Origin of the sequence: Pseudomonas fungipugnans, from assembly GCF_029955235.1 — a bacterium.
Classification (GTDB): domain Bacteria; phylum Pseudomonadota; class Gammaproteobacteria; order Pseudomonadales; family Pseudomonadaceae; genus Aquipseudomonas; species Aquipseudomonas fungipugnans.
On sequence record NZ_JARBWL010000002.1, the window covers coordinates 1806174 to 1828899 of the forward strand.

28 protein-coding genes are annotated in these 22726 nt (G+C 59.5%); 20 read left to right on the forward strand and 8 right to left on the reverse strand.

The features are described from left to right. Nucleotides 1-19 precede the first annotated feature (19 nt). From POF45_RS23225 to POF45_RS23245, 5 genes are all read right to left on the reverse strand, one after another. Entirely contained in the window at nt 20-2713 is a 2694-nt protein-coding gene (locus POF45_RS23225) for a toprim domain-containing protein (RefSeq protein WP_282316862.1), read from the reverse strand. A 2-nt stretch (nt 2714-2715) separates the two neighbouring features. After that, on the reverse strand, nt 2716-2949 hold the full coding sequence (locus tag POF45_RS23230) for a hypothetical protein (RefSeq protein WP_282316863.1): 234 nt from the start codon (nt 2947-2949) through the stop codon (nt 2716-2718). 71 nt (nt 2950-3020) lie between these two features. Then, nucleotides 3021-3386 (reverse strand): hypothetical protein, encoded by a 366-nt coding sequence (locus tag POF45_RS23235; protein ID WP_282316864.1) that lies wholly within the window; start codon nt 3384-3386, stop codon nt 3021-3023. Beyond that, nucleotides 3383-3862 (reverse strand): YmfL family putative regulatory protein, encoded by a 480-nt coding sequence (locus tag POF45_RS23240; protein WP_282316865.1) that lies wholly within the window; start codon nt 3860-3862, stop codon nt 3383-3385. Before POF45_RS23240 ends, POF45_RS23235 begins: the two co-directional genes overlap by 4 nt. 29 nt (nt 3863-3891) lie before the next feature. Next, nucleotides 3892-4092: a DNA-binding protein gene (locus POF45_RS23245; protein ID WP_054593146.1), complete on the reverse strand. Its 201-nt coding sequence runs from the start codon at nt 4090-4092 to the stop codon at nt 3892-3894. Nucleotides 4093-4184: 92 nt separating this feature from the next. Here POF45_RS23245 and POF45_RS23250 point away from each other — a divergent pair, with 92 nt between their 5' ends. Together POF45_RS23250 and POF45_RS23255 are read left to right on the forward strand one after the other, a co-directional pair. Continuing rightward, nucleotides 4185-4532, forward strand: a complete 348-nt coding sequence (locus POF45_RS23250; protein ID WP_282317458.1) for a helix-turn-helix domain-containing protein — start codon at nt 4185-4187, stop codon at nt 4530-4532. Between the two features lie 102 nt (nt 4533-4634). Next, the gene (locus POF45_RS23255) at nt 4635-4820 is read left to right on the forward strand and encodes a hypothetical protein (protein ID WP_282316866.1); all 186 of its coding nucleotides are present in this window, start codon (nt 4635-4637) and stop codon (nt 4818-4820) included. A gap of 75 nt (nt 4821-4895) precedes the next feature. Here POF45_RS23255 and POF45_RS23260 read toward each other — a convergent pair whose 3' ends face one another. The 3 genes from POF45_RS23260 to POF45_RS23270 all read right to left on the reverse strand — a co-directional run bounded on the left by POF45_RS23260 (nt 4896) and on the right by POF45_RS23270 (nt 8060). Next, nucleotides 4896-5153 (reverse strand): ogr/Delta-like zinc finger family protein, encoded by a 258-nt coding sequence (locus tag POF45_RS23260; protein ID WP_282316867.1) that lies wholly within the window; start codon nt 5151-5153, stop codon nt 4896-4898. A gap of 74 nt (nt 5154-5227) precedes the next feature. Then, the gene (locus POF45_RS23265; protein WP_282317459.1) at nt 5228-6097 is read right to left on the reverse strand and encodes a phage portal protein; all 870 of its coding nucleotides are present in this window, start codon (nt 6095-6097) and stop codon (nt 5228-5230) included. Beyond that, the gene (locus POF45_RS23270; protein ID WP_282316868.1) at nt 6009-8060 is read right to left on the reverse strand and encodes a terminase large subunit domain-containing protein; all 2052 of its coding nucleotides are present in this window, start codon (nt 8058-8060) and stop codon (nt 6009-6011) included. The genes POF45_RS23265 and POF45_RS23270 overlap by 89 nt, the downstream gene beginning before the upstream one ends. Nucleotides 8061-8221: 161 nt before the next feature. Here POF45_RS23270 and POF45_RS23275 point away from each other — a divergent pair, with 161 nt between their 5' ends. The 18 genes from POF45_RS23275 to POF45_RS23365 all read left to right on the forward strand — a co-directional run bounded on the left by POF45_RS23275 (nt 8222) and on the right by POF45_RS23365 (nt 22723). Then, a complete protein-coding gene (locus tag POF45_RS23275) occupies nt 8222-9145 on the forward strand; it encodes a GPO family capsid scaffolding protein (RefSeq protein WP_282316869.1) in 924 nt (307 codons plus the stop codon). Nucleotide 9146: 1 nt separating this feature from the next. Next, nucleotides 9147-10166 (forward strand): phage major capsid protein, P2 family, encoded by a 1020-nt coding sequence (locus POF45_RS23280; RefSeq protein WP_282316870.1) that lies wholly within the window; start codon nt 9147-9149, stop codon nt 10164-10166. Then, complete coding sequence (gpM, locus tag POF45_RS23285; RefSeq protein WP_282316871.1) at nt 10163-10888, forward strand: phage terminase small subunit; 726 nt, start codon at nt 10163-10165, stop codon at nt 10886-10888. Before POF45_RS23280 ends, gpM begins: the two co-directional genes overlap by 4 nt. A 99-nt stretch (nt 10889-10987) precedes the next feature. Continuing rightward, a complete protein-coding gene (locus POF45_RS23290) occupies nt 10988-11449 on the forward strand; it encodes a head completion/stabilization protein (protein WP_282316872.1) in 462 nt (153 codons plus the stop codon). Next, complete coding sequence (locus POF45_RS23295) at nt 11446-11895, forward strand: phage tail protein (protein WP_282316873.1); 450 nt, start codon at nt 11446-11448, stop codon at nt 11893-11895. Before POF45_RS23290 ends, POF45_RS23295 begins: the two co-directional genes overlap by 4 nt. Next, nucleotides 11885-12565 (forward strand): virion morphogenesis protein, encoded by a 681-nt coding sequence (locus POF45_RS23300; protein ID WP_282316874.1) that lies wholly within the window; start codon nt 11885-11887, stop codon nt 12563-12565. The genes POF45_RS23295 and POF45_RS23300 overlap by 11 nt, the downstream gene beginning before the upstream one ends. An 11-nt stretch (nt 12566-12576) precedes the next feature. After that, nucleotides 12577-13704 (forward strand): DUF2586 domain-containing protein, encoded by a 1128-nt coding sequence (locus POF45_RS23305; RefSeq protein ID WP_282316875.1) that lies wholly within the window; start codon nt 12577-12579, stop codon nt 13702-13704. A 6-nt stretch (nt 13705-13710) separates the two neighbouring features. After that, complete coding sequence (locus POF45_RS23310) at nt 13711-14160, forward strand: DUF2597 family protein (RefSeq protein ID WP_282316876.1); 450 nt, start codon at nt 13711-13713, stop codon at nt 14158-14160. 208 nt (nt 14161-14368) lie between these two features. Beyond that, the gene (locus POF45_RS23320; RefSeq protein ID WP_282316878.1) at nt 14369-14689 is read left to right on the forward strand and encodes a hypothetical protein; all 321 of its coding nucleotides are present in this window, start codon (nt 14369-14371) and stop codon (nt 14687-14689) included. Continuing rightward, a complete protein-coding gene (locus POF45_RS23325) occupies nt 14686-15219 on the forward strand; it encodes a lysozyme (protein ID WP_282316879.1) in 534 nt (177 codons plus the stop codon). The genes POF45_RS23320 and POF45_RS23325 overlap by 4 nt, the downstream gene beginning before the upstream one ends. Beyond that, nucleotides 15219-15674, forward strand: a complete 456-nt coding sequence (locus POF45_RS23330) for a lysis protein (protein ID WP_282316880.1) — start codon at nt 15219-15221, stop codon at nt 15672-15674. The genes POF45_RS23325 and POF45_RS23330 overlap by 1 nt, the downstream gene beginning before the upstream one ends. 37 nt (nt 15675-15711) lie before the next feature. Beyond that, entirely contained in the window at nt 15712-15999 is a 288-nt protein-coding gene (locus POF45_RS23335; RefSeq protein ID WP_282316881.1) for a putative phage tail assembly chaperone, read from the forward strand. A gap of 20 nt (nt 16000-16019) precedes the next feature. Then, complete coding sequence (locus POF45_RS23340; RefSeq protein ID WP_431978616.1) at nt 16020-16163, forward strand: DUF6890 family protein; 144 nt, start codon at nt 16020-16022, stop codon at nt 16161-16163. Between the two features lie 6 nt (nt 16164-16169). Then, complete coding sequence (locus tag POF45_RS23345; protein WP_282316882.1) at nt 16170-18452, forward strand: phage tail tape measure protein; 2283 nt, start codon at nt 16170-16172, stop codon at nt 18450-18452. After that, complete coding sequence (locus POF45_RS23350; protein WP_282316883.1) at nt 18449-18766, forward strand: DUF2590 family protein; 318 nt, start codon at nt 18449-18451, stop codon at nt 18764-18766. The genes POF45_RS23345 and POF45_RS23350 overlap by 4 nt, the downstream gene beginning before the upstream one ends. Then, the gene (locus tag POF45_RS23355; protein WP_282316884.1) at nt 18763-19935 is read left to right on the forward strand and encodes a baseplate J/gp47 family protein; all 1173 of its coding nucleotides are present in this window, start codon (nt 18763-18765) and stop codon (nt 19933-19935) included. The genes POF45_RS23350 and POF45_RS23355 overlap by 4 nt, the downstream gene beginning before the upstream one ends. Beyond that, the gene (locus POF45_RS23360; RefSeq protein WP_282316885.1) at nt 19932-20456 is read left to right on the forward strand and encodes a phage tail protein; all 525 of its coding nucleotides are present in this window, start codon (nt 19932-19934) and stop codon (nt 20454-20456) included. Before POF45_RS23355 ends, POF45_RS23360 begins: the two co-directional genes overlap by 4 nt. Before the next feature lie 8 nt (nt 20457-20464). Beyond that, nucleotides 20465-22723 carry a phage tail-collar fiber domain-containing protein gene (locus POF45_RS23365; protein WP_282316886.1) on the forward strand — a complete coding sequence of 753 codons (2259 nt, stop codon included), beginning with the start codon at nt 20465-20467 and terminating at the stop codon, nt 22721-22723. The last annotated feature ends 3 nt before the right edge of the window (nt 22724-22726 follow it).

A 22726-nucleotide genomic window follows, 5' to 3' on the forward strand; every position in this document is an offset into this window, starting at 1 on the left:
GCTTCCTCCCTCGGTGATATCAGGCAGCCTGGAAAATCCAGCACCGCACTGTTTTTGGTTTATTGGCAGCGTCAACGTCCCAGGACGAACACACGTTCCTGTTCGTCTCCACGAATTTCGGGCATTTGCTGGTTTTCAGGTGGCGTTTGAGTTCAGTCAGATCCGGCACTTTCTGCCGCTTCTCTGCCGCCTCTTTGGCGAAGTCATTGAGGTTTACCGCGATCAGGCCGTCATTGCGGGAGTGGTTCAGGCCACCTGCCGCGCTGTTCAGGTACTCGTACAGCTCCCAGAACTCGACAACGATCGGGTGATCAGCATTGATGGCCAGCTGGCGATCCTTGGCCATGCTTTGGATCTCGGCATGGGCTGCTTCCACCTGGTGCTTTTTCAGCGGGACGACGTGCACTAGGGCGTCGACCAGGGCATGCAACTGGGCATGATTAGTCGCAATCCGGACGGTGCGGATCTCTGGCAGGGCCAGCAGCTGCTGTTCGTATACGGGCACCTTTTCGCGCACGGTTTGCATCACCACGTTTTCTTTCATGGTGGCCTTGAGCAGGAATCCACTCACGCGGTCGACCCGCATACGCTCCAGCTTTTCCACCAACAACTTTGTCTGCGGCGTGTGGCCATCCTTCGTCATGGCGATGTGCACGATGCGCTGCAAGATTGGCTCGGAAGCATTCACCGGATGGTTCTGGCCGAAGACGAACGCAGCACGAAATGGGGGCTCCCGAGTATCGTTACCGTTGTTCTTCACACCGGTGGAGCGGACGCTACGGCCGTTGTAGGCGGTTTTGAGTTCGTCCCAGTCATACTGTTTGGTCGCTCCGCCGTCGGTCTTTTCACGCTCCGACTCGATTAGCACTACGGGTAGATTCGCCACCTGGGCAAAGTTCCGGGCACGAGCCACAGGGGTGCCCTTCGTAGGATCGAAGCCCTCATAATCGATGCGACCGTACAGCTTCCACAGGAACTCGATGAGCGTTGACTTGCCTGCGCCTGGCTCCCCGATAATCTCCATGAAGGAGTAACTCTTCTGGTGCTGGCGGATCTGCTCGGCAAAAAGTGCTCCGAACCAGAAGGCAAGGGCCACAAGGCCTTTAGCGCCGAAGCATTGCCAGATTAGATCCAGCCATTCGGTATCAAACATTTCTAGGTCGGTGTTCAGGTTCAGGGTTACGGACTGGCTGAGAGTCTTGATGCTCAGCCGATCCATATCGAAGAAGTCTTCTTCGTTCAGCTTGAACACTTTGCCGTCGCGAACCGCCACGTCGCCATAGACATAGGCGCCGTGCTCACGGGTATACCCGGTGAAGTCGATCGTCTGAACGGTCTTGAGGGCGTCGGTCTGTTCCTCAATGAAGGCGTCGAGTTGCTGGGTGGTGCCGGTGAACATTCCGCCCGGGGCGATACCGAGCAGACGCTTCTTGAACTCTGCAGATGAGGCGATTTGCGAGCTGGTGAAGGTGTTCTTGATCGGGGCCGCATCGTGGGCAAACGTAATCCGGAAGTAGTACCAGGACTCGTCGGTAAGTTTGTTTTCCTGGTAGTACAGAGCCTTCGGATTACAGGTGGCGATACGCTGTAGTGCGCCGCACTGTTGCATGGCCTTGGCCCGCATCTGCTTATTGTTCAGTTGCTGATCGTCGTGGTGTTCGCTGTCTTCCAGCTCCTGGATCGCCTTGTTGTATTTCTCCAGATCGAGCTTGAACCAGTACAGGCGGTTGCCGAACTCCAGGTGGAATTCGCTGCGGCGCTTCCAGTCGAACATCACCAGCGCCTTTTCCGTGGCGCTCTCAGCGATCAGCAGGGCACCGTGGTGGCGTGCAATGGTGAGATCTTTGTCGACTTGGCTATCTCGCTTCTCGCCTTCGTCCAGGAACTGCCAACGCTGGTGAAGATCGTTCCAATCGACTTTCTTCTTGTCGCGCTGAGGGATCTGGGCTGCTTCGCAGGTGAAACCCAGCTCACGGGCCATACGGACCCAGCGTTTGATGTAAGTGTGTGCACCTGGTTCATTGTCCAGTGCCCACACCAGCTTCGGCAAATTCCCGGGCCGTGCCGCTACAAGGGCCTGTAATGAGTCTGAAGGGAACGCATTAGAGGACATGGCAGACACGGCGGAAATGTTGTGATGTACCAGAGCGATGGCATCGAAGATCCCTTCGACAACCCAGATTTCCTTCGCATCGAGCACGTCGACGCAGGGCGGACACCACCACACGCCTTTGTATGATTCTCCGGGCTGAAAACGGGCCTTCATTTTTCCGAAGCGTGCTGGCTTATCGATCAGCCTTTCCCAGTAGCCGCCTTTCTCCAATGCGAACCGTACCGTCGCACTACCCGCTTCATGTTGTGTGGAGTAGTAGGTGTCCTGGGTAAACCACCCAGAAATGAGATCCATGCGGAAGCCGCGACTGAACTCCAAATATGCTCGAGCCGTCGCTGTGGGTGCGTTCTCCGTTGCTGGTACTCGCTTGCTCCAGTCCTCAAACAGATCGTCGTAGATCTCTTTTACATGCACCGTGTGGCCGCATTTTTCCTGACGGCCACAAATCAGCTGCCACGGGCTATCGAAACGTGTGTACAGCTCTTTCTTGTTGCACTTGGGGCAGGTGCCACCGCGCATGTATTTGGTGGGCTCGCGGTGCTTCAGGCCGAATTCAGATTCGATGCGCTGCAGTACGTCGTGACGGAGATCGTCTCTCATGGTTATTTCACTGCTTTGAGGCTGAGGGTGAGGGCGCCGATCAGATGCTTCTGAGCGGCCATCACAGGGCTGTTGGCTAGGATCGATCCATGGCGTAAGCCATCGGGAATCAGGCGGTACTGGTCTGCGTACCAAAGTTCATTGAGGCTGAGACGGTATTGCTCGCGCAGGTTCGCCAAGAGCGCTTGAGCCTCGACGGGCGTCAGTTTTGCGTTGATGTTCATGGCGGTTTTCATCTTCAAACCTCAATTTCGGGCGTAGCTCACCCAAACCCACGGCGGTGGGACAGGCGATTTATTGGGTGGTATTACGAAGCGGTGACGCGGAAGCGCCCGTTGTCCGGTGCGATGAGAATACGTTCGTAGATCAGACTGACCGGGATTGCCCAGGCGTTGCCGGTAGCTGTGTCGATGATGATGGTGTGCGTGGACGTGCTGCTGACAATGTCCAACCGCTGCCGATTGCTCACCGCTGACAGTTCGCTACTGGCCAGATGCACCAACTTTTCGGCGGTCTGAGTCAGTACGTCGTAATCGGCAACCAGGTACTGCACTGTGCGGTCGAACAATTGCTGATCGTCACCCAGGTGTTCGCACCGGTGCCGCTCAAGGAACACGAGAGCCGCGGCTTTGAGCATGTCCTGATATTCCTGTACTGCGGGCAGATTGTTCATTGGCCATTCCCCGGTTTGGCGCGGTACAGGTCGATGGCTGCCAGCACTTCGGCGTGTCGTGCGGCCATGTGGAGGTTGTGAGCGTTGAGGATGATTTCGGCTTCCTCTGAGTTGATTGAGCCATCTTCCAATGCCTGGGCAATCGCTTGGTCAACGCAACCGCGCTTCGCTGAAACCTGAACTGATCGAGCATACAGCTCGACGTTATCCAGCGTTTCGGGGTCGGCGACCGGTACAAACAATCCGCCATACATTTGCGCTACATAATTCGGAAAGTGGTTGGTGCCGCTGGATTGTTCCAGCATGTAAACCTGAGCATCACTCAGCGGACTGCAGCCCGCGCTTTCATAGGCGTGGTTGTCGAACTTTTTGACCTTCATGTCTAGCCGAGCTGCTGCACCTTTACGTCCATCGGGGTAGCTGCGAATGATCTCGCGCATCGCTTCCTTGCGCGTCTCTAGAACGGGGCTTTTCATCTTCTACTGTTCCCTGTTGGTCAGTGCCGTTACTGTTCGATAACGCCGTCTTTGATGTTGAGCAGTACGGCGGCGCGATGTGCCTCCCCACGGCGACCTTTGATCCGACCGTTCAACAGGTCGCTGACTAAATTTTTGTTCAGTCCGTGCTTTCGGCTGAACTCCGCAATACTCATACCTTTGCGATCCAACGCCTCTCGGGCTTGCTCGGGTGTAACGGTGGCGGGCATAGTGCGCACTCTGTTCGGTTGTGTTTACTTGTGTTTGTCTGTGGTGATTCTTGGTCAAAAAAATGATCAAGTCAATGTCGGTGACTAAAAAAATGCTCATAGCGGATCGAGTAGGTGAACGCCTGAGGGAAGAGCGCGAGCGCTTAGGGCTGAATCAAACAGAGTTTGGAGTGCTTCTAGGAGTCAGTCGGGGGACACAAAAGAACTATGAGCTGGGAGCGAATTCGCTCGACCTTCGTTATGTTGCCGCGCTTGAAGAACACGGCGCTGACGCGGCTTTCATACTGACTGGCCGTCGTTCCACACCACTTGGTCAGCTGTTTACAGCGGCCGAAGAGGAATTGATAAATCAGTTCAGGAGCATTTCGGGTGATGATCAAAAAGCAATTCGTCGCTTTCTCAAAGCCATGGCCGACGATGCTGCCAAAGGATCGAATTAACTTGTAACAATGCATGTTGGGCATTCGCCATCTGTCCGTTCTAAAGCCATCACCCACCCCCCAAAACGTCGATTCAGCAATGCACTTTATGGAGTAGTAAGCATGTTGGATCGCACGAACAACGAGCGCGCCTGCGTTGGATTAACCGAGTCCGAATGGCTTGGACTGACCAAATTTGAACGCCGCCTTGTCGGTCTTTACCGACGGTTGAGTGAACAGGAGCAACTTCAACTCCGACGGCTTTCCGAGGTTCTGGCCACCAATCCAGAAGAGACAGCCAGTCGCTGATTTCCCTTCGTCGTTGAGCCTCAGAAGACTCATACGATGCAACCGATCGCCGGCGTTGAGCCGGCGGTTTGCGTTTCACGCCACCGCCTGTGTCCCAAGCTGCTCAAACAGCTCTCGCTGTTTCGCCCTGGGCATCTCCTTCAATCGATCAAGCAACATCCTTTCGAACGACTGAGCCGACGGGCTCAGCGTGTGCGAAAACGTCAATTCCGCAACCCAGGTATGCCCGCACTTTGCGTCGAGGCACTGGCAGTACAACTTCACGAAATCCACGGAAAACTTTTCTCGTGAAGCGATCCGTCCTCTGTGTCCGCACTTGCATTCAACTCGCATTGTGTCCCTCCCCAGGGCATTCAATTGCCACCATGTTGCCATAATATGTAGTGGTAATCTCTTAGCTAAGAAGCTTATGCAGCGTTATCAACTGCATCTGTTTGTCTTTTCCAGTTGAATCGCCTGTCTTGTCTTAGGGTGTCGTTGAGCTGAGTAAATAGCTGACAAATCGGTCTGATCTCGTTGCTGGTGTACACCCGATCGATCTTTTCAATGTCCCCAAATCCGCCACTGTTCTCGGGAATGATCCCGGCAAGAGCTGGGTTCATGCGCCAGGCCGCAATCACGTCATTGCGGGTGATGTTCTTCACCTTCTCCAGCTCGTCTTTGGCCTGGAAGTCACCCACGGGGATGATCTGGATCGCGTTTTCCTTGCCGTTGGGGATGTTGACGAACATCGAGCGGAAGTTACCCACGCCTTTGCTGGCGCTGATCTGTGCGCGCAGGTTCTCTTCGTCTTCCTCGGTTAGGTCCGGGTCGTTGGTGTAGAAGATGTAACCCGCGTGCGCGCCGTTGCTGTAGTAGCGTCGGCGGAAGAGGGTCGCTGCTTCGTTGAGCAACAGCGCCTGCAGACCGCCCAGGTAGTCGGGCACGCCGTAGATATTCTGTTCCACGTCGTAGTCCAGAACGTGTTCGATTTCGTCCTGGTCGAAGTCCATGTACTTGCTGTCTGGCAGCAGCATCCTGAATCCGCCGTCCACCTTCACCCGCATGTTGATGGCGGGCAGGTGCTGCATCTCCAACACCTCGCCGAAGGCGTTGGTATCGCGATAGAAATAGGCTTCGCCGAACACCATGTAATCCAGGCTCGCTCGCCCCATGGTCTGCGTGCTGCAGCCCTCGGACGGGATGAATTCACGCAACAGCAGGTTGCGTTTGAACTTGGGAATGGCGCCGTGGTGCGCGTTGGCGCGTAGCAGCTTGGCCAGGCCCGCCCGCGACACTGGCGGCTTGTAAATCTCGCCGTCGTCGCTGAGAAATACCCCCAGGTACTCGCCGATGTTGCCGGACAGCACCTGTTCCGGTTCCCCGAAAGTGAACGCCCGCATGGGCTGTGGCTGCTGTACCTGCTGGCTGGCTTGGGGCTTTCTGTGTCGTGGCTTGGGCATTGGTTCCGCTCGTGACGTAGCGGCTGCGGCGCCGCTTGTTGTGGTTTAGGGGCTCATTGGCCAGGGCGTGCATAACCGCCCAGGCGATATCGGCGTGGCCGGTGGCGTCGGTGCGCGAAGCGCTGTAGGTCACCTGGCCGCTGGTGGTGGTGCCGCGCTTGATGGTCAGGAATGCCTGGGCGATGTCGGTCCAACCGGCGTCCCACTCGATGCGACTGCCCTGGATCGTGTCCTGGGCCTTGAGTACCAGCGTGTTTTTGGTTTCAAGGCTGTAATGAATCGGCGTGGCCTTCGCATAGAAGTCGCGCACCAGGTCGAACACGCCATAGCCCACACCGGTGATGTCGATGCCGATGTGTTGCACGTTGAAACGCTCGGTAAGTTTTTTGACCTGGGCGGCTTGGAAGGTGAACGAGTGCCCCCGCCAGCTGTGCTTTTCCAGGATGCGGAATTTCGCCCCAGGTTCCAGTGGCGGGGCGACCACCACGCACGTGGCGTCGTCGCGGGTACGGCTCGGATCGTAACCAAGCCACACGGGGCTGTTGCCGAAGGGCCGATCCAGCTCCGGGTTGTAGTCCTCCCACAACGACAGGTCGGAGTAGCAGCGCTCCAGATCCTTGAGCCCGAACGCGCTCTGGCTGCTGTCGATGAACTTGCAGTAGAACAGCTGTTGGAATTTGTCTTCGTCGTACTCCAGCTGCAGCTGTTCCAGATCGAACAGATCGCAGCCGCCGGCGATGGCGTCGTCCAGGGTGATGGTCTTGCGCCATTGGCCATCGGGGCACAGCGCGCCTTGTGTGTAGGACGCCTCGGTGGGCCAGGTGCCACCGATCTTCTTGCCCCGTTTGCTGTTGCGGAATTCCTCCCCCGACCAAAACGGGTACGCCTGGTGGGACACTGCGCTGGGTGTCGAGAAGTAGGTTTTTCGCCACTTCTTGTGGGTGCCCATCGCGCTGGCCACGGTGCTGAGTTTTTCGAAGTCGCGAATCCAAAAATACTCATCGACGTAGACGTGGCCATGGTAGCCCTGAGCGGTGCTGCTGTTGGTGCTGAGGAAGCGCAGCTCGGCGCCGTTGCTCAGTGTGATGGGGTTGCCCGTCAGCTCGATGTCGAACCACTGCTTGGCAAATTGAATGATGTAGCTGCGGAAAATTTCCGACTGCGAGCGACTGGCCGACAGGAACACCTGGTTGTCGCCAGTCAATACCGCATCCATGAACGCTTCGCCGGCGAAGTAGTACGTCAGGCCCACTTGGCGGCTTTTCAGGATGTTGCGGATTCGGCACGTCAGCGGGTTTTGCTTCGCCGCGAACAGCTCCTGCTGATAGCGGTACATCTTGCTGATGAACTTATCCAGGAAGTCGACTTCGGTCAGCTCGCTGATGTCGTTCTTCGCTTTCTTTTCGCGTTTCTTGCCTCCGCTATCCCCACGACCCGAACGTTCCCCACGCGTGCCCTGGCGGCGTTCTTGGGGCTCGCTGGCGGATTCTCCGATCGGCGCCGGCGCTGGTTTGACCGCTTGTTTTAACAGGCGCTCGCGCACGGTGGTTAGCCGGTCCAGCTCGTTCAGTTCGTCCTTGGTCAGACTGCTGGCTTTGTCCAGGAGCAGGGTGATTCGCCGGCCGACGGCGGTCAGCGGCTCTTCGTCCGACAGCATGTCTTCCCACCCGCCCTGGCGAATCCAGTAATAGACGATGCGGATGTTGGGCAGGTTGAGCTGCGCCTGAATTTCCTTGGCCTTACAGCGGCGCAGAAACAGGCGTTTGGCGGCTTCTTTAACTTCGGTTGAGTAGTACATGGGCCGCAGTCTATGCGGCGAAAACGTTGGAAACGCGCGGTTAAATTCCGTGTTTCACCTATATCGCGAATATAGGAGAAACGCGCATTTGAACCGTTTGTTTGAGGCTTTGCGGCTCCCTATCGTGGCGGCTCATTCAGCGATTGAGCGCAGTTAAACCCATGCCCCGTTCCCTTGTTTCGTTCTGGAAACGTGTCGCCACCAGCGGAGCCACCGTTGATGGGCGCGTGATCCTTCCCCAGGAACTGCGCGACATCGCTGAAACCTACAAGCCGTCCTTTTACACGGCTGTGATCTGGTGCGATCACGAGCGCTGGCCAGGTTCCCACGGCACCGTCTACGCCGTGCGCCTGGTGGAAGAAGCCGAAGACCTGGAACCGGGTGAAGTGGCGCTGGAGGCGCAATTGAAGCCGAACGACCGCTTGTTGTACCTGAATGACCAGGGCCAGAAGCTGTTCACCAGTATTGAGATCACCCCGGACTTCCGTGGCAAGGGCAAAGCCTACCTGACCGGCATGGGCGTTACCGACCAGCCCGCCAGCGTCGGCACTCAGGAACTCTACTTCTCCCACCAGAACACCCGCGCTTCCTACTACGCCGCTTCGGTCGAACTTGGCCGCCTGCAGGACGACAGCCCAAACACCACTGAAACCGGACTGATCAACGCCCTGACAGGCTTTTTCAAGCGTCTCGCCGCTGATGTGCTGCCTACCGAAACCACTCCACCCCAAACAGAGAGTAAACCCCCAATGGATGAAGCTACAGCAACGGCTTTGACAGCCCTGGTGGCGCAGCTGCTGGTTGTCGCTGCCGGCCTTCAAGCCGTCATTGAGCCTGCCGCCGCAGATGCCCCCGAACCGGACCAAGAACTGATTGATGATGTCAGTACGGCCGTGGACGACATCGTTACCACCGCCGAGGAAGAGCGCGAATTCCGCCGCAAGGGTGGAGCGTCGAACAAGGCCGTTTTGGCCAGCCTGAAAAAGCTGGAGCAGCAATTCAGCGCGCTGCAAAACACCTCGGCCGGTCGCCATCTGCCACGCAACAGCGGCCCAGTAGCCCCTGGCAAGAAGCGGGTGCTCTGACATGGCCCATTCACTGAGCGCCTACGGCGCCAAAATGTACGCCGAACTGCAACTGGCCATCGCCGAAAGCTATGGCGTGGAGCTGGCCAGCAAGCACTTTAGCGTCGATCCGACCATTGCCCAGGAACTGAATGACGCAATCACCGCGAAGTCCGACTTCCTGGAGCGGATCAACGTTATTCCGGTCAGCGAGATCAAGGGCCAGAAAGTCTTCATCGGCGTGTCGGGGCCAGTCACTGGCCGCACCAACACCAAGACCACCGACCGCGAAGCCAAGGACGCTTCGGCGCTGGATCAGACGACCTACGAACTGTCGTCTACCGAATCCGACGTGGGCATGCCATACGCCAAGATCGACGCCTGGGCCAAGTTCCCGGACTTCCATCAGCGCTATTCGGCTGCAGTACAGAAGCAGATCGCCCTGGATCGCATCATGGTGGGTTTCCACGGCACCCATGCTGCCACGCAGACCGACATCACCAAGTACCCAATGCTGCAGGACGTGAACAAGGGCTGGCTGCAACAGGCCCGCGAGCAGATCCCGCACCAGGTACTGAGTGAAGGCAAAACCGCCGGCAAGGTAATGCTTGGCGCCGGTGGCGACTACGCGAACCTTGATGCCCTGGTGCATGACACCAAGCAATTGGTGGACGAGCGCCTGCGTGATGGGGGCGATCTGATCGCGATCATTGGCACCGACCTCCTGGCTGCTGACAAAGCGAAGCTGTACGCCAAGCAAGGCGACGTGCCGACCGAGAAAGAGCGTATCGAAGATGCCCAAGTAATCGCGACCTACGGCGGTCTGCCGGCGTTCAGCGTGCCTTTCTTCCCGGTCAACGGCGTGGTGGTTACCAGCTTCGACAACCTGTCGATCTACTACCAGGACTCCAGCTGGCGCAAACAGACCATCGACAACCCGAAACGCTCCCGCGTCGAGGATTACAACAGCCGCAACGAAGGCTACGTGATCGAGCAGTTGGAAAAGTTCGCCATGACCGAAAACGTGGAGCTTGTAGCGTGAGCCTGGCCCTCGCGCACAAGCGCAGAACCTTGGCGCTGGGTGGTGCGGCGGTAGTGGCGGCGGCATCTGCCGCAGCGCTTCCGTACTCCCCGGCCGAGGCCCTGAGCAGCCCTGCCAATGCGCGCAAGCACTTGCTGTTGCAGGAAGCGGCGTTGGACCAGGACTTGGAGCGTATCAGCGCCATTAACGGCCTGGCTGGACGTCAGGCGCTCAAGCGGGAAGAGCTGCTGCCCAAGTACCAGGAATACGTCCAGCGCTACTGCGAATCGGGGCTGAATTTCCCCAATCGTGTTGCGGTGCAGGTGTTGATCTGGCTGTTCGATACAGCCCAGTTCGATGACGCCCTGGAACTGGCGGATTTCCTGATCGAGCAGGGCCAGGAAATGCCGGAGCGATTTAAGCGCCGGGATATCCAGACCTTTGTTGCCGACGCCGTGTGTGAATGGGCCTACGCCGAATACACCGCCAAACGCAGCCCGGAGCCTTACCTGTCTGACCTGCTGCCGCTTGTTGATGGCGAATGGAACCTGACGGAGCAGATCCCCAGCAAGTACCACAAGTTGATCGGCATGCGCGCGATGGAGGCGAAGCAATGGGAAGTCGCCCTTAAACACTTGGAGCGCTCGACCGAGCTGTACGCCCAGGCCGGTAACAACACACGCATCAAAGAGGTCCGCAGGGCCTTGGAAAAACAAGCGGCCGCTACCCCGGCCACCGAATAACCGACTACCCCCCCCCAGCGGGGACCTGTGGAAGTGAGCCGCCCATTTATGGACCGTCCCACTGAAAACAGGCTCCCCGCCCTATTTGAGTGACCAGCAATGACCTTTTCCGGGAAACCCACCACCTTTGTGGAACAGCAGATCGAGAACGACGGCTTTTGGCCGGACCTCTCCGTGAGCGAGTTCCAGAAGGGCTACCGCCTGCCGGCGGAGTACCTGGTGGAGTTGCTGGTCACTGATCTGACCACGGCGATGGTCGAGGTCAATCGCGACCTGGCCAAGTGCAAAGGCAAATGGCAGGCCGCTGGCATCACCAGCGTGAAATCTGCCGACCCTATGGTGCTGCCCGAGCGCACATTTCACACAGCGACGTACAAGCGCGCCGTGTATTGCCGGGCCAAGGCCAGCCTGTTGACTCAGTTCGCCACGATCACCCGCCGCGAACTGGCAGAAAACACCGGTAAGGAGGCGCCCGAGCGTGCGGAAACCTTTCTGGCATTCAGCCAACAGGCTGTGCGCTCGCTGCAAGGTCGTGGCCGCATCACGGCGCAGTTGCTGTGATCAAGCTGCAAGCACTGACCACCTATCTGTTGGAACGCCAACTGGTAGCCGCCGAGCAACTGGATAGCTGGACCGAACAGGTCACGCTGGAACTGGTGTGGAAGCCCGATGTGGGCGGTATGCACATGGCCAACATGCGTTACCGCGCCGCGATCATGCTGGAGCGCTTCGCCGATCATCCGGCGCGACTGATGGCGCTCGTCGGCAGTTGGCTGGAGAACCACGACCCTGACCGCGATCGGCACGAATTGCCGGCGCCACTGTTCGACGTCGAGATGTTGGACAGCGACCTGGCCGACGTGGACATCACGCTGGAATTCGTCGAGCCGCAGTACCTGGCCGAAGATCCTGCCGGCGAAATCGAGGCGTTCGGCAAGACCTGGGCGTTCGTGCCGTTCGATCTGTGGGTAGCCGAGCAGGGCGAGGTGGGCCGCGGTGGCCGCTAGTCCGCTTGCCCTCGATATCCGGGGTTTGCTCAACGTCGACGCACAGTTGGCGTTGCTTGAGCTGCGGCCCCAGTTGCGCCGGCGACTGCTGAACAACGTCACCAAGCGCGTGCGGACCATGAGCCGCAAGCGGGTACGTGAGCAAAAGAACCTGGACGGCTCGCCCTTCGCCGAACGCAAGGGTTCGGCCAAGGGCAAAAAGAAGATGGAAGCCGGCCTGGCCAAGCTGCTGCAGGTCACGCGAGTCAGTGCGGACGAAGCGGAACTGGGCTGGAAAAACGCACTGACTCGTTGGGTCGCCTCACAGCAACACAACGGCGTCAGCGAGCGCCGCACCGCCGCGCAGATGAAGCGCTGGAACAAAGTCCCGCCAGGTATCGCCTGCACCGATAAGCAAGCCAAGCGCCTGCGCCGGTTGGGATTCCGTACCCGGCAGAAGGGCAAAAAGACGCTGACCAGGCCGTCGGTGGCGTGGATTCAAGAACACGTGAACTACGCCAAGGCCGGTCTGCTGATCCGCATTTTGAACGATGAGAAAACCGAGACATCAGGCGCGCAAAGCTGGGACATCACCCTCCCAAAACGACAGTTCCTCGGCGTTGAAACCGGGAGCGAAACCCGTGAGCTGATTAACCAGGTCTTTCAACAAATCCTAAATTCACCCCGCTAACGAGGCACAGCATGGCACTTGGCAAAGTCAGCGTTAACAATCTCAATCTGGGCCAAGGCGCCGTGACTGAGATCGAACGCTATTTCCTGTTCATCGGACCTGGTCCGAAAACCAGCCCGAAAAACATCGGCAAACTGATCACGCTCAACACTGACAGCGATCTGGACGCAGCCCTGGGCGTTGGGGTCAGTGACCTGAAAACCCAGATCACTGCAGCGCGCCTGAACGGCGGTGATCGCTGGGCGTGCGTAGCGGCGCCGATCGGCGCGGAAGGCGACTGGCAGACAGCGCTGGAAAAATCCCAGCAGCAAGGCTTCTCCGTTGAAGCGGTAGTGATCACCCAGCCCGTGGTCAAAGGTGACGAGCTGTCCGCCATGCACGACGCTGCCGTGTCGTTGAGCAACGTCTACGGGCGCCGGGTGTTCGTCATGGCGGCGACAGCCAGTCCTACGCCGCTGCAGACCTGGGCGGAATACCTGCTGGACCAGAAGGCAATCACCGCCGACCTGGCAGCACCCCGCGTGCTGGCTGTTCCGCAGTTGCACGGCAATGACCTGGGCGTGTTGGCCGGTCGCCTGGCCAACGCCGCCGTGAGCATTGCCGACAGTCCGATGCGCGTGGCCACCGGTGCCGTTCTTGGCCTGGGCAGCGTGCCTGTGGACAAGGACAGTATCCCGCTGCCGTCCTCGATCCGCGCCGAGCTGGATAAGGCGCGCCTGTCCGTCTCGCAGACCTACCCCGATTACCCGGGCGTGTACTGGGGCGACGGCAACCTGCTGGACACCCCGGCCAGTGATTACCAGGTGATCGAATACCTGCGTCTTGCGGACAAGGCGGCGCGCCTGGTGCGTCCACTGCTGATCCGCCGCGTGGCCGATCGCCGCTTGAACAACACCCCCAACAGCATGGCCGTGAACATCAACGCGCTGATGGCGCCACTGCGCCGTATGGCCAAGTCGGTGAAGTTCGCCGGCGAGGTGTTCCCGGGCGAAATCGAGTCACCCAAGGACGGCGACATCGTCCTGGTCTGGAAGAGCAAAACCGCCGTCGAGGCGTACATAAAGCTCAAGCCCCACAACTGCCCGAAAGACCTCACGGCGAACATCGCCCTGGACCTTTCCAACGACGATTCGGAGTAACCCTGCATGTCACGTATTGGCGGCAAAAACTTCGACGTGAACCTGGGCGACCTGCTGATTCACGTCGAAAGCTGCACCCTGGACATCACCGACAACAGCGCCACCGCACAAACCCGGGGCGTGCCTGATGGCTACGTTGACGGCGACGTGGCGGCGGCTGGTGAACTGGAGCTGGATTCGACCAACTTCAATCTGCTGATCGAAGCGGCGCGCACAGCCGGCAGCTTTCGCAAGCTAGAACCCTTCGACTCGGTGTTTTTTGCCAAGGCCGGTGATGAAGAACTGCGCATTGAGGCCTTCGGCTGCAAGTTGAAGGTATCCAGCTTGCTCAGCATCGACCCCAAGGGCGGCGAAAAGACCAAGCACAAGGTGCCGTTCGACGTCACCAGTCCGGACTTTATCCGCATCAACGGCGTGCCGTACCTGGATGCCAGCGAAATCGAGGGCCTGAGCTGATGACGGATTGGTTTGAACAGGCCTCGGCGCTGGAACAGCGGGAGCGTGAACACGCGATCAAAGCGCAACGGGCACGACCGCGCCCGTTAGGGCCGAGTCGCATCCACTGCCTGGACTGTGAAAAGCCAATCCCTGAGCTACGCCGCGCCCAGGGCGGGATTTTGCGCTGCACACCGTGCCAATCCATTACCGAGCGGAGTAACCGCCGATGAGCGATCAACAGCCTATCGAACCGTTGACCGACGCTGCACGCCTTGGATGGCTTGAGCGAAAAGTCGCGGTGATCGAGCACCGTTTAGGTGACATCGAGGAGCGCCACGGAACTGTCCCTACACGTGTGACCAAGCTGGAACAGCAGTTCGAACACATGGCGGGCCAGCTCTCGGAACTCAACATCGGCCAACGAGCGCTGACCGTGGCGGTGAACGTGATCGGCTCCAAGGTGGGCCGGCTGCTGACCATCCTGACGTTGGTCGGCTCCGCGCTGCAAATGATCGTGCCGGCTCTGCTGCGGGTGTGGTTCCCATGAGCCTGCGAGGAAAGATCCAAGCCGGCGTCATTGCGCTGGCTAGCGCTTCGCTGGTGGCGTTCCTGGGCACCTGGGAAGGTCAGGGCCAGAACGTCGTCTATGCGGACAAGTTGGCCCGTGGGCTACCGACTGTTTGTTTGGGCATCACCCGTCACACCAGCCCGTTCCCCGTCGTGGTTGGTGACTACTGGTCCGCCGCTCGATGCGACCAGGTCGAGCAACTGGTGATTCAGAAAGGGCAATTGCAGCTCGCTGACTGCATCACCAATCAACAGGTGGGCCAGAACACGTTCGACGCCCTGAGCAGCCATTCGCACAACGTCGGTGTGCCCAGCACCTGCGCCAGTCGTGCGGTGGGCCTGATCAACGCCGGTCGCATCGCGGACGGCTGTCAGGCATTGGCCTGGGCCGCTGATGGGAAAACCCCGGTCTGGGCCTTTGTCACCAACGCCCAAGGCAAAAAGGAATTTGTCCGAGGTTTGCATGCGCGGCGTCTGGCCGAAGCGGACCTGTGCCGGGAGGGCTTGTGATGCTGCGTGACGCCTGGTTTCCGGTGGTGCTGTGCTTGGTGGCCTGGTTTGGCTTCGACCTCCTGGAAGGTCAGCGCGATACCGCCCGCCGCGAGCGCGACAGCGCCTTATCCGAAGCGACCGGCCTACGCGAAGCGGCCCGTATCAGCGGCGAGATGCTTGCAGCCCGTGACGCTATCGACCTTCAACATACCCAGGAACTGAACGATGTCCGCACTGAAAACGACGGCCTGCGCCGCGATGTTGATGCTGGCCATAAGCGGTTGCCAGTCAAGGCCACCTGCAGCGCCCCAGCACCCGGCAAGACCGGCACCAGCGGCCTGGCTGATGCAGGAACCGCCGAACTCGCAACAGACGCTCGACCGGATTATTTCACCCTCAGAAATCAACTCGCCCTCAGTCGGCAAATGATTCTGGGCCTGCAAGACCACGTGCGCCGGGTTTGCCTGCGCTGATTCAACCCACTTTTAAAACCTGAACGGAGCAACACCCATGACCGATAAACGCGATATCACCCTGGAAGTTGGCGACAAGGAATTCACCTTTGAGCTGACCCCGCAGGACGTGACCAAGTACTTCAACGCCGTCACCCAGAACAACAAGGTTTCGCCGGCCAACAACCTGTTGGTGACCACCGTGAAACAAGAACAACGCGCCGCCCTCAAGACCCAGTTGGGCAACCCGGTGTTGGTCATGCAACTGGCCGGCGCCCTGTTGGAAGAGTACGGCCCCGACGTTGAAATCACCGTAAAAAAGCCCTTGCTCACGCCGAACGACTGACCGAAAACGGCCTGGGCCAGTTGGTGGCCCTGGCCAGCCGCTGGCTACCAGGCGCCGAACCCACCACCGAGGTGATGGGCACGGCCAAATGGCTGGAAGACGAATATTGGCGGCGGTTTGAAATCTCCGTGGCCAACGGCATCGCCTACGCACTGAACGGATAAACACAGATGGCTGACCGCAGCGCCCGCCTGGCCTTTATTTTGAGCCTGACCGACAAGGTCACCGCGCCCTTGGGCAAGGTGAAAGTGGGCTTTTCCGACCTGGCTGAACAGAGCGAAAAGAACATCAAGACGATGGGTCTTGGGCTGGGCGGGATGCTGGGCGCTGGCGTGGCCATCACTAAATCACTGGAACCGGCCCTGGAGATGAACCGCGCCCTGGGCGAGGTTCGTTCGCTGGGCGTGGCCGAAGACGCACTGGATGCGCTGAATCTCAAATCCCTGGAATTCTCGGTGGCCTACGGCGAGAACGCCCGGGATTTTGTCGCCTCGGCGACCACCATCGAAGGTGCCATTAAAGGGCTGATGGGCAACCAGTTGGCCCTGTTCACCAATGCGTCGGATGTGCTGGCCAAGGCCACTCGGTCCGATGCCGAAACCATGGGGCAATACGTCGGCACCATGTACAACCTGTTCAAGGGGCAGGCCGACGCCATGGGCAAAACCGAGTGGGTGGAAAAGATGGCCGGCCAGACGGCGCTGGCGGTCCAGCTGTTTCGCACCGATGGCGCCCAGCTGAAAGATGCGTTCAAGGAAGTCGGGGCGATCGCCACCGCCGGCGGCGTGGACATCGCCGAGCAGTTCGCCGTGATCGGTTCACTCAGCAGCACCATGGAAGGCGGCGACGCCGGCGGACGCTACAAGGCGTTCTTTGAAAACCTCGGCGCAGCGTCCGAAAAAATGGGGCTCAAGTTCACCGACCAGGAGGGCAAGGTGCTGCCGATGCTGCAGATCCTGGACAAGCTGCAAGGCAAGCTGGGCGATCTGACCAGCGCGTCAGCGGGCACCAAACTGATGGAGGCTTTCGGCGGCGAAGGCGCCCAGGTGATCGGCGCACTGGCCAAGGACACCGACCGGCTGCGCAACGGCATGGAACAGCTGGGTAATGTGCGCGGGCTGGAGAATGCCGAGCGCATGGCCAAGGATATGGTGGACCCGTGGCAGCAGTTCGGCGCCGCTGTGCAGGCGTTGCGTATTGCCTTCGGCCAGTCGTTGATCCCGATCCTGGCGCCGCTGATGGATCGACTGGTCGCCATTGCCAGCACACTGACCCGCTGGAGCCAGTTGTTCCCGAACATCACCCGCGTAATCGGCATCGCCACCTTGACGGTGTTTGGCATTGTGGCCGCCCTGTCATTGCTCACGTTAACCGTGGGGGTGTCAAAAATGGTCTGGCTGGGCCTGGTCGTGGTGTGGAACGTCCTAACCTGGAGCGGCTATCGCAGTATCGCCATGTTCCTTTATCACACCGTCATGGTGGTGGCGTTCGTCGCCGGCCTGGTGCTGATGTACACATGGATGGCCTTGGCCAAGGGCGCCATGCTGCTGTGGCAAGGCGCGATCTGGTTGGTCAACGCTGCACTGTTGGCCAACCCCGTGCTGTGGGTCGTCATTGGCATTGTTGCCCTGGTCGCGGCGGTGGCGGCGGCGATCGTCTACTGGGACGAGTGGACCAGTGCACTGCTCAACAGCGAGGCGTTCCAGTGGGTCAGCGCGCAACTGACGGCGCTGTCGGACTGGTTCAACTCGATGGGCGGCTGGTCGGGCATGGCCCGTGCGGCGTGGGACGGCATCGTCAATATCTTTAAACAGGCCATCAATGGCTTGATCGAGATGCTGAACAAAATCCCCGGTGTGCAGATTGACGCCGCCTTTGGCGACATGCCGGCGGCGCCGGAGCTGCCCAACATCACTGCCCCGCAGGTCGACGGGCCATTGCTGCCGCAGCTGGTGAACCCACCCCAACCACCGGTCCAGGCGCCGCCCTTGGTGATGGCGGCCACACCGCAGGCTGCGGCGCCGGTCATGCCGATGTTGAACACCATGGCGCCCCAGACACAGCCGCTGGCGCCGATCGCACAACCCCTGACTGTTGCGCCGTCACCGCGTACAGCGCCGGCCCTGGTGGCCGCGCCGCCGTTGCAGACACCAGTGCCGATCGGGCCGCAGCTCAAGGTCCCGGAGCCACCGCGACAGCCGCCGGCCTTGGTCCTGGCTCCAGCACCGACCGAGAAGGCCGAGCAAAGCCAGCAACGCATCAACGGGGCGGTGGCCAGCCTGTCACCGACGCGGCCTAACGCCGTGCCCCGGGGCGGCTTGCTGAGCAGCATTCAGAACAACAACCAAACCCAGAACAAGGGCACCCATGTGGAGACTGTGAACATTCACACCGGCAAGCAAATGAACGCACTGGAGCTGGAAGGCATGTTGGCCATGGCGGTGGGGGGATGAGCGAGTACATCGACCTGTTGATCATCGACAACGACCTGGTGCTGGACCCCTCCCGTCAGCCGCTGCTGATCGAGGACCGGGCCAGCATCGCCCAGGACATCGCACACATGATCCGTGAAAGCGGGCTGCTGGTGACGTTGGTCGCTGAGCGCAGCACGTTGCGTCAGCGCGACTGCATTCAGCAACTGGAACTGCTGGTGGAGGCCGACGAGCGCCTGGTGCCGGGCACCGCGCTGATTAACCAGGTGCAATCGGGCCAGTACCTGGTCACCGCCAAAACCCTGAAATTCGGCGACATTGAGGTGACGCTGTGAGCGACATAGATTTTAAACAGGCGCTGGCCGACGCCGGCATTCCTATCACCGAGGACGGGTTGCGCAAGGCCTGGGAAAAGGAAGTCGCCGCCCAGGGTAGCAAGATGAGCAACACCAGCGCCTATTCACCGTTCTGGCGCGTGATCACCGCGCTGGTGACCAAGCCAGTGATGTGGCTGCTGAGCTTTCTCAGTGACACGATCCTGCCCAACTTCTTTGTGAAAACCGCTCGGGACAAGTGGCTCGATCTGCTGGCCTGGGCTGTCGACATCGAGCGTAAAGGGGCGACCAAGGCCCAGGGCATGTTGCTGTTTACCCGCGACATTGCCGGCGGCGTGCTGCAGCTGCCGGCCGGCATTCAGGTGCAGTCCGCGCCCATCAATGGCCACGTTTACCAACTGGTCACCACCCAGGCCGTGACCTTTGCCGACGGTGTGCTGCAGTTGGAAGTCCCGGCGCAGGCGCAAGACGTTGGCAGTGGCTACAACCTAGCCCCGGGTTACTACGCAATTTTGCCGGTGCCCATCCCTGGCATTGTCCAGGTGGTGAACGACGACGGTTGGTTGATCGCACCAGGTGCTGATCCTGAGCCCGACGATCAGCTGCGTTTACGGGTGCGCAACCAGTTCTCGGCGGTCAACCAGTGGCACACCGACGCGGTGTATCGCGCCATGATTTCCGCCTTCCCGGGCGTGCGGCCTGATGGCGTGTATTTCCTGCACGGCGCGCCCCGGGGCCCAGGCAGTGCCAATGCGTATGTGCTGTTCGAAGCGGACGTGCCGGCGGCGACTTACCTGGAGCAAATCAACGCGCATATCCGCGACCAGGGCAACCATGGTCACGGCGATGATTTGCTGGTGATGGTGATGCCGCACACCCAGCACGCACTACATCTGACGCTGTGGCCACGTTCGGTATTGAGTACTGAACAACGCGCCAAGCTGCAGGACGAGGTCGCGTTGTTCATCCGTGCAGCTTTCCGTGAAAGCGGCACTGGCGACTACCAGCCGACGCTGACTTATCCACAGTCGCGATTCTCGTTTAGCCGTCTGGGTGAAGAACTCCACCAGCAGTTTGCCGGCATCGACTCACTGCACTTCGACAATACCGACATCGTGTCAGAGCTGACGATTCCTCGGATCAGCAGCCTGCAGGTGGTGTTGCCATGATCAAGCTCAAGTTGCCGTTCTGGCTGGACGGTCCGCAGCTGACCAAGTTGAAAGCGGCCAGCCAGTCCTGGTGGGAGACAGTTGAAGGCTGGTTGCAATGGCCATTGCTGCAGATGGACGCCGACACCTGCCACCTGACCGTCCTCGATCTGCTGGCTTGGCAGCGGGACATCAGCCGCTTCAAGGACGAGCCAGAAAGTCTGTACCGCCTGCGGGTCAAGTTCGCCTTTATCAATGCGGTAGACGCCGGCAGCACGGCGGGCCTCAAGCGCATTTTGCAGCGCCTGGGCGTGGGCTACGTCGAGATTGACGAGCGTATGCCCGATCGGGATTGGGACGTGGTGTTGCTGCGTCTTTCCGACTCCCAGCTGTCGCAGAACCCGGAACTGATGCGCGTACTGATTCAACAGTACGGCCGCACCTGCCGGCGTTACGACTTTGTGACCATCACCCCCGTATCGCTGCGCATCGTCGCGGTGGACTTTAACGACGATCAACAAACGCTGATCGCCCGCCTGTAGGAGCCCCCATGGGAGCCAGCATTACCCTTGCAGGTGAAAGCCTGATCGCCCAGAAACTGGGTTCACAACAACGCCTCGATATCGTGCGTTTCGTTTTTGCCAATGTACCGGGCCTGGACCCGAACGCACCGGTTAACCGCGCTGCAGCGAAGCCACCAGCGGCGCAAATTGTTCACAGCTACACCATCCCCCAGCAGAACATTGGTTTTGTGAATCCCAACCAGGTGGTGTACAGCGCCATGTTGGGCAGCGATGTCGGGGACTTTGACTGGAATTGGATCGGCCTAGAAAGCGCCGAGAACGTGTTGCTGGCCGTGGCTTACATGCCGCTGCAGCAGAAGCGCAAAAACATCCCGCCGCTGCAGCTGGGCAACAACGTCACCCGCAACATCCTGGTGATGTTCGACGGCGCCCAGGCGCTGACCGGCATCACCATTGATGCCAAGACTTGGCAGCATGACTTCACCGTGCGTTTGAAAGGGATCGACGAGCGCGAGCGCTTGAGCAATCGCGACATTTTTGGTCGTGCCTGCTTTTTGGGGAACGCGTTTCAGCTTGAAAAGGTGGGAACCGCGTTCCAACTCAAACCGGGCGTGGCGTATGTCGAAGGCATCCGCATTGAGCTGGCCAGCGCCCTGGTGGTCGTCCCAACCAACATGCCCACACAAGCGTGGCTCCAGGTTGCATTGCGGCGCGAATTGAACGACGTGGTCGCCGCCTGGAAAGTGGTGTTTGAGCCCGACCTGACCGACCAGGTGGACACCAACGGCGTGTGGGCCTACCGCGTGGCCCTGGCGGACCTGACGGCGGCGAGCATCACGGACCGCCGGACTGTCGAACCTATCAATGGCCCGTTGATTCAGCACTTTGCCGCACGCAATGGCGACTATTCGTTGCTGCGCGCCAGGGCGACGACTAAGGGTGATGTGGGGCTGGGCAACTTGCCCAACGCGCTCAGTGACGACGACAGCACCGACAGCAGCGTCATTCTCGCGACGACCAAGGCCGTCGCCACAGTTCGCAAAGTCATCCAACAAGCCGTTGATAAGCTGATCAACGGCACCACCCCAGCCGGCAAGGCCAAGCAGCTGGAAACGGCCCGTCAGCTATCGGTCAGCGGCGCCGCCACCGGGGCGGTCATGTTCGACGGCACCGCGAATGCCGACATTGCACTGACCCTGGCTAACACCGGAGTTGTAGCCGGCAGCTATGCCAAAGTCGTGATCAATGCCCAAGGCTTGGTGATCGGCAGCGAGCAGCAGACACAGAATGATATTCCGAATCTGGATTGGTCAAAGATCACCAGCGGAAAGCCCAGGACCTTGGATGGCTACGGCATCACCGATGCGATCAAAGTAGGTGACTACGGGCTGGGGGCAAACACTGCACCGTACTCAAGCATCGATACGATTGGTCTTCCGGGCGGCTTTCACTACTGCGCAGAAGGTCCAACGAGTTTTGCGCCACATGTGGGGCTGATCAATGTGCCTTACGGCAACGCCGGGTATGCCGGCCAAATTGGGTTCCAACAGGGCACCCCCGAGCCCCGTTTGTTACTACGTTCTGTCAATAGCGATGGAGTCTGGACACATACCCGTGAGGCATTCCACACCGGAAACTTTGATCCTGATGAGATCGTGCCGGCGGGGGCCATCTTTGCCTTTGTCATGGCGGTCACCCCAAAGGGCTACCTAAAAGCCAACGGCGCGGCGGTATCACGAACAGTCTTTGCTCGGCTCTTTCAGCAGATCGGCACCTCCTACGGCGCCGGGGACGGCTCTACCACCTTCCATTTGCCCGACCTGCGTGGTCGGTTCATCCGTGGCTTGGATGAGGGGGCGGCCTTGGACCCTGGTCGAACACTCGGTTCACGCCAAGACAGTCAAAACGCTTGGCATGCCCATACAGCATCCTCGGCGGCTGCCGGGTCACACAACCACCCCGGCAGTGCGACCTTTCCAGGCGGGGGACATGGGCATACCGGTAGCACGACGTCCAACGGCGCTCACCAGCATGGCTTGACGATGGGCTACACCAACCTTGACGTGGGCAATTTTGGTGGGGGGAACGTGGCTTATGGCACCCAGTACACGAATCCGGCCGGCGACCATACCCACGGACTGAATATCAATGCGGCACCGGATCACTCCCACACCATCGGGGTTTCCTACGATGGTGCACACGCGCACACCATCACCGTCGATCCATCCGGTGGTACCGAGTCGCGTCCGGTGAACATCGCGCTTATCTATTGCATCAAATACTGAGCC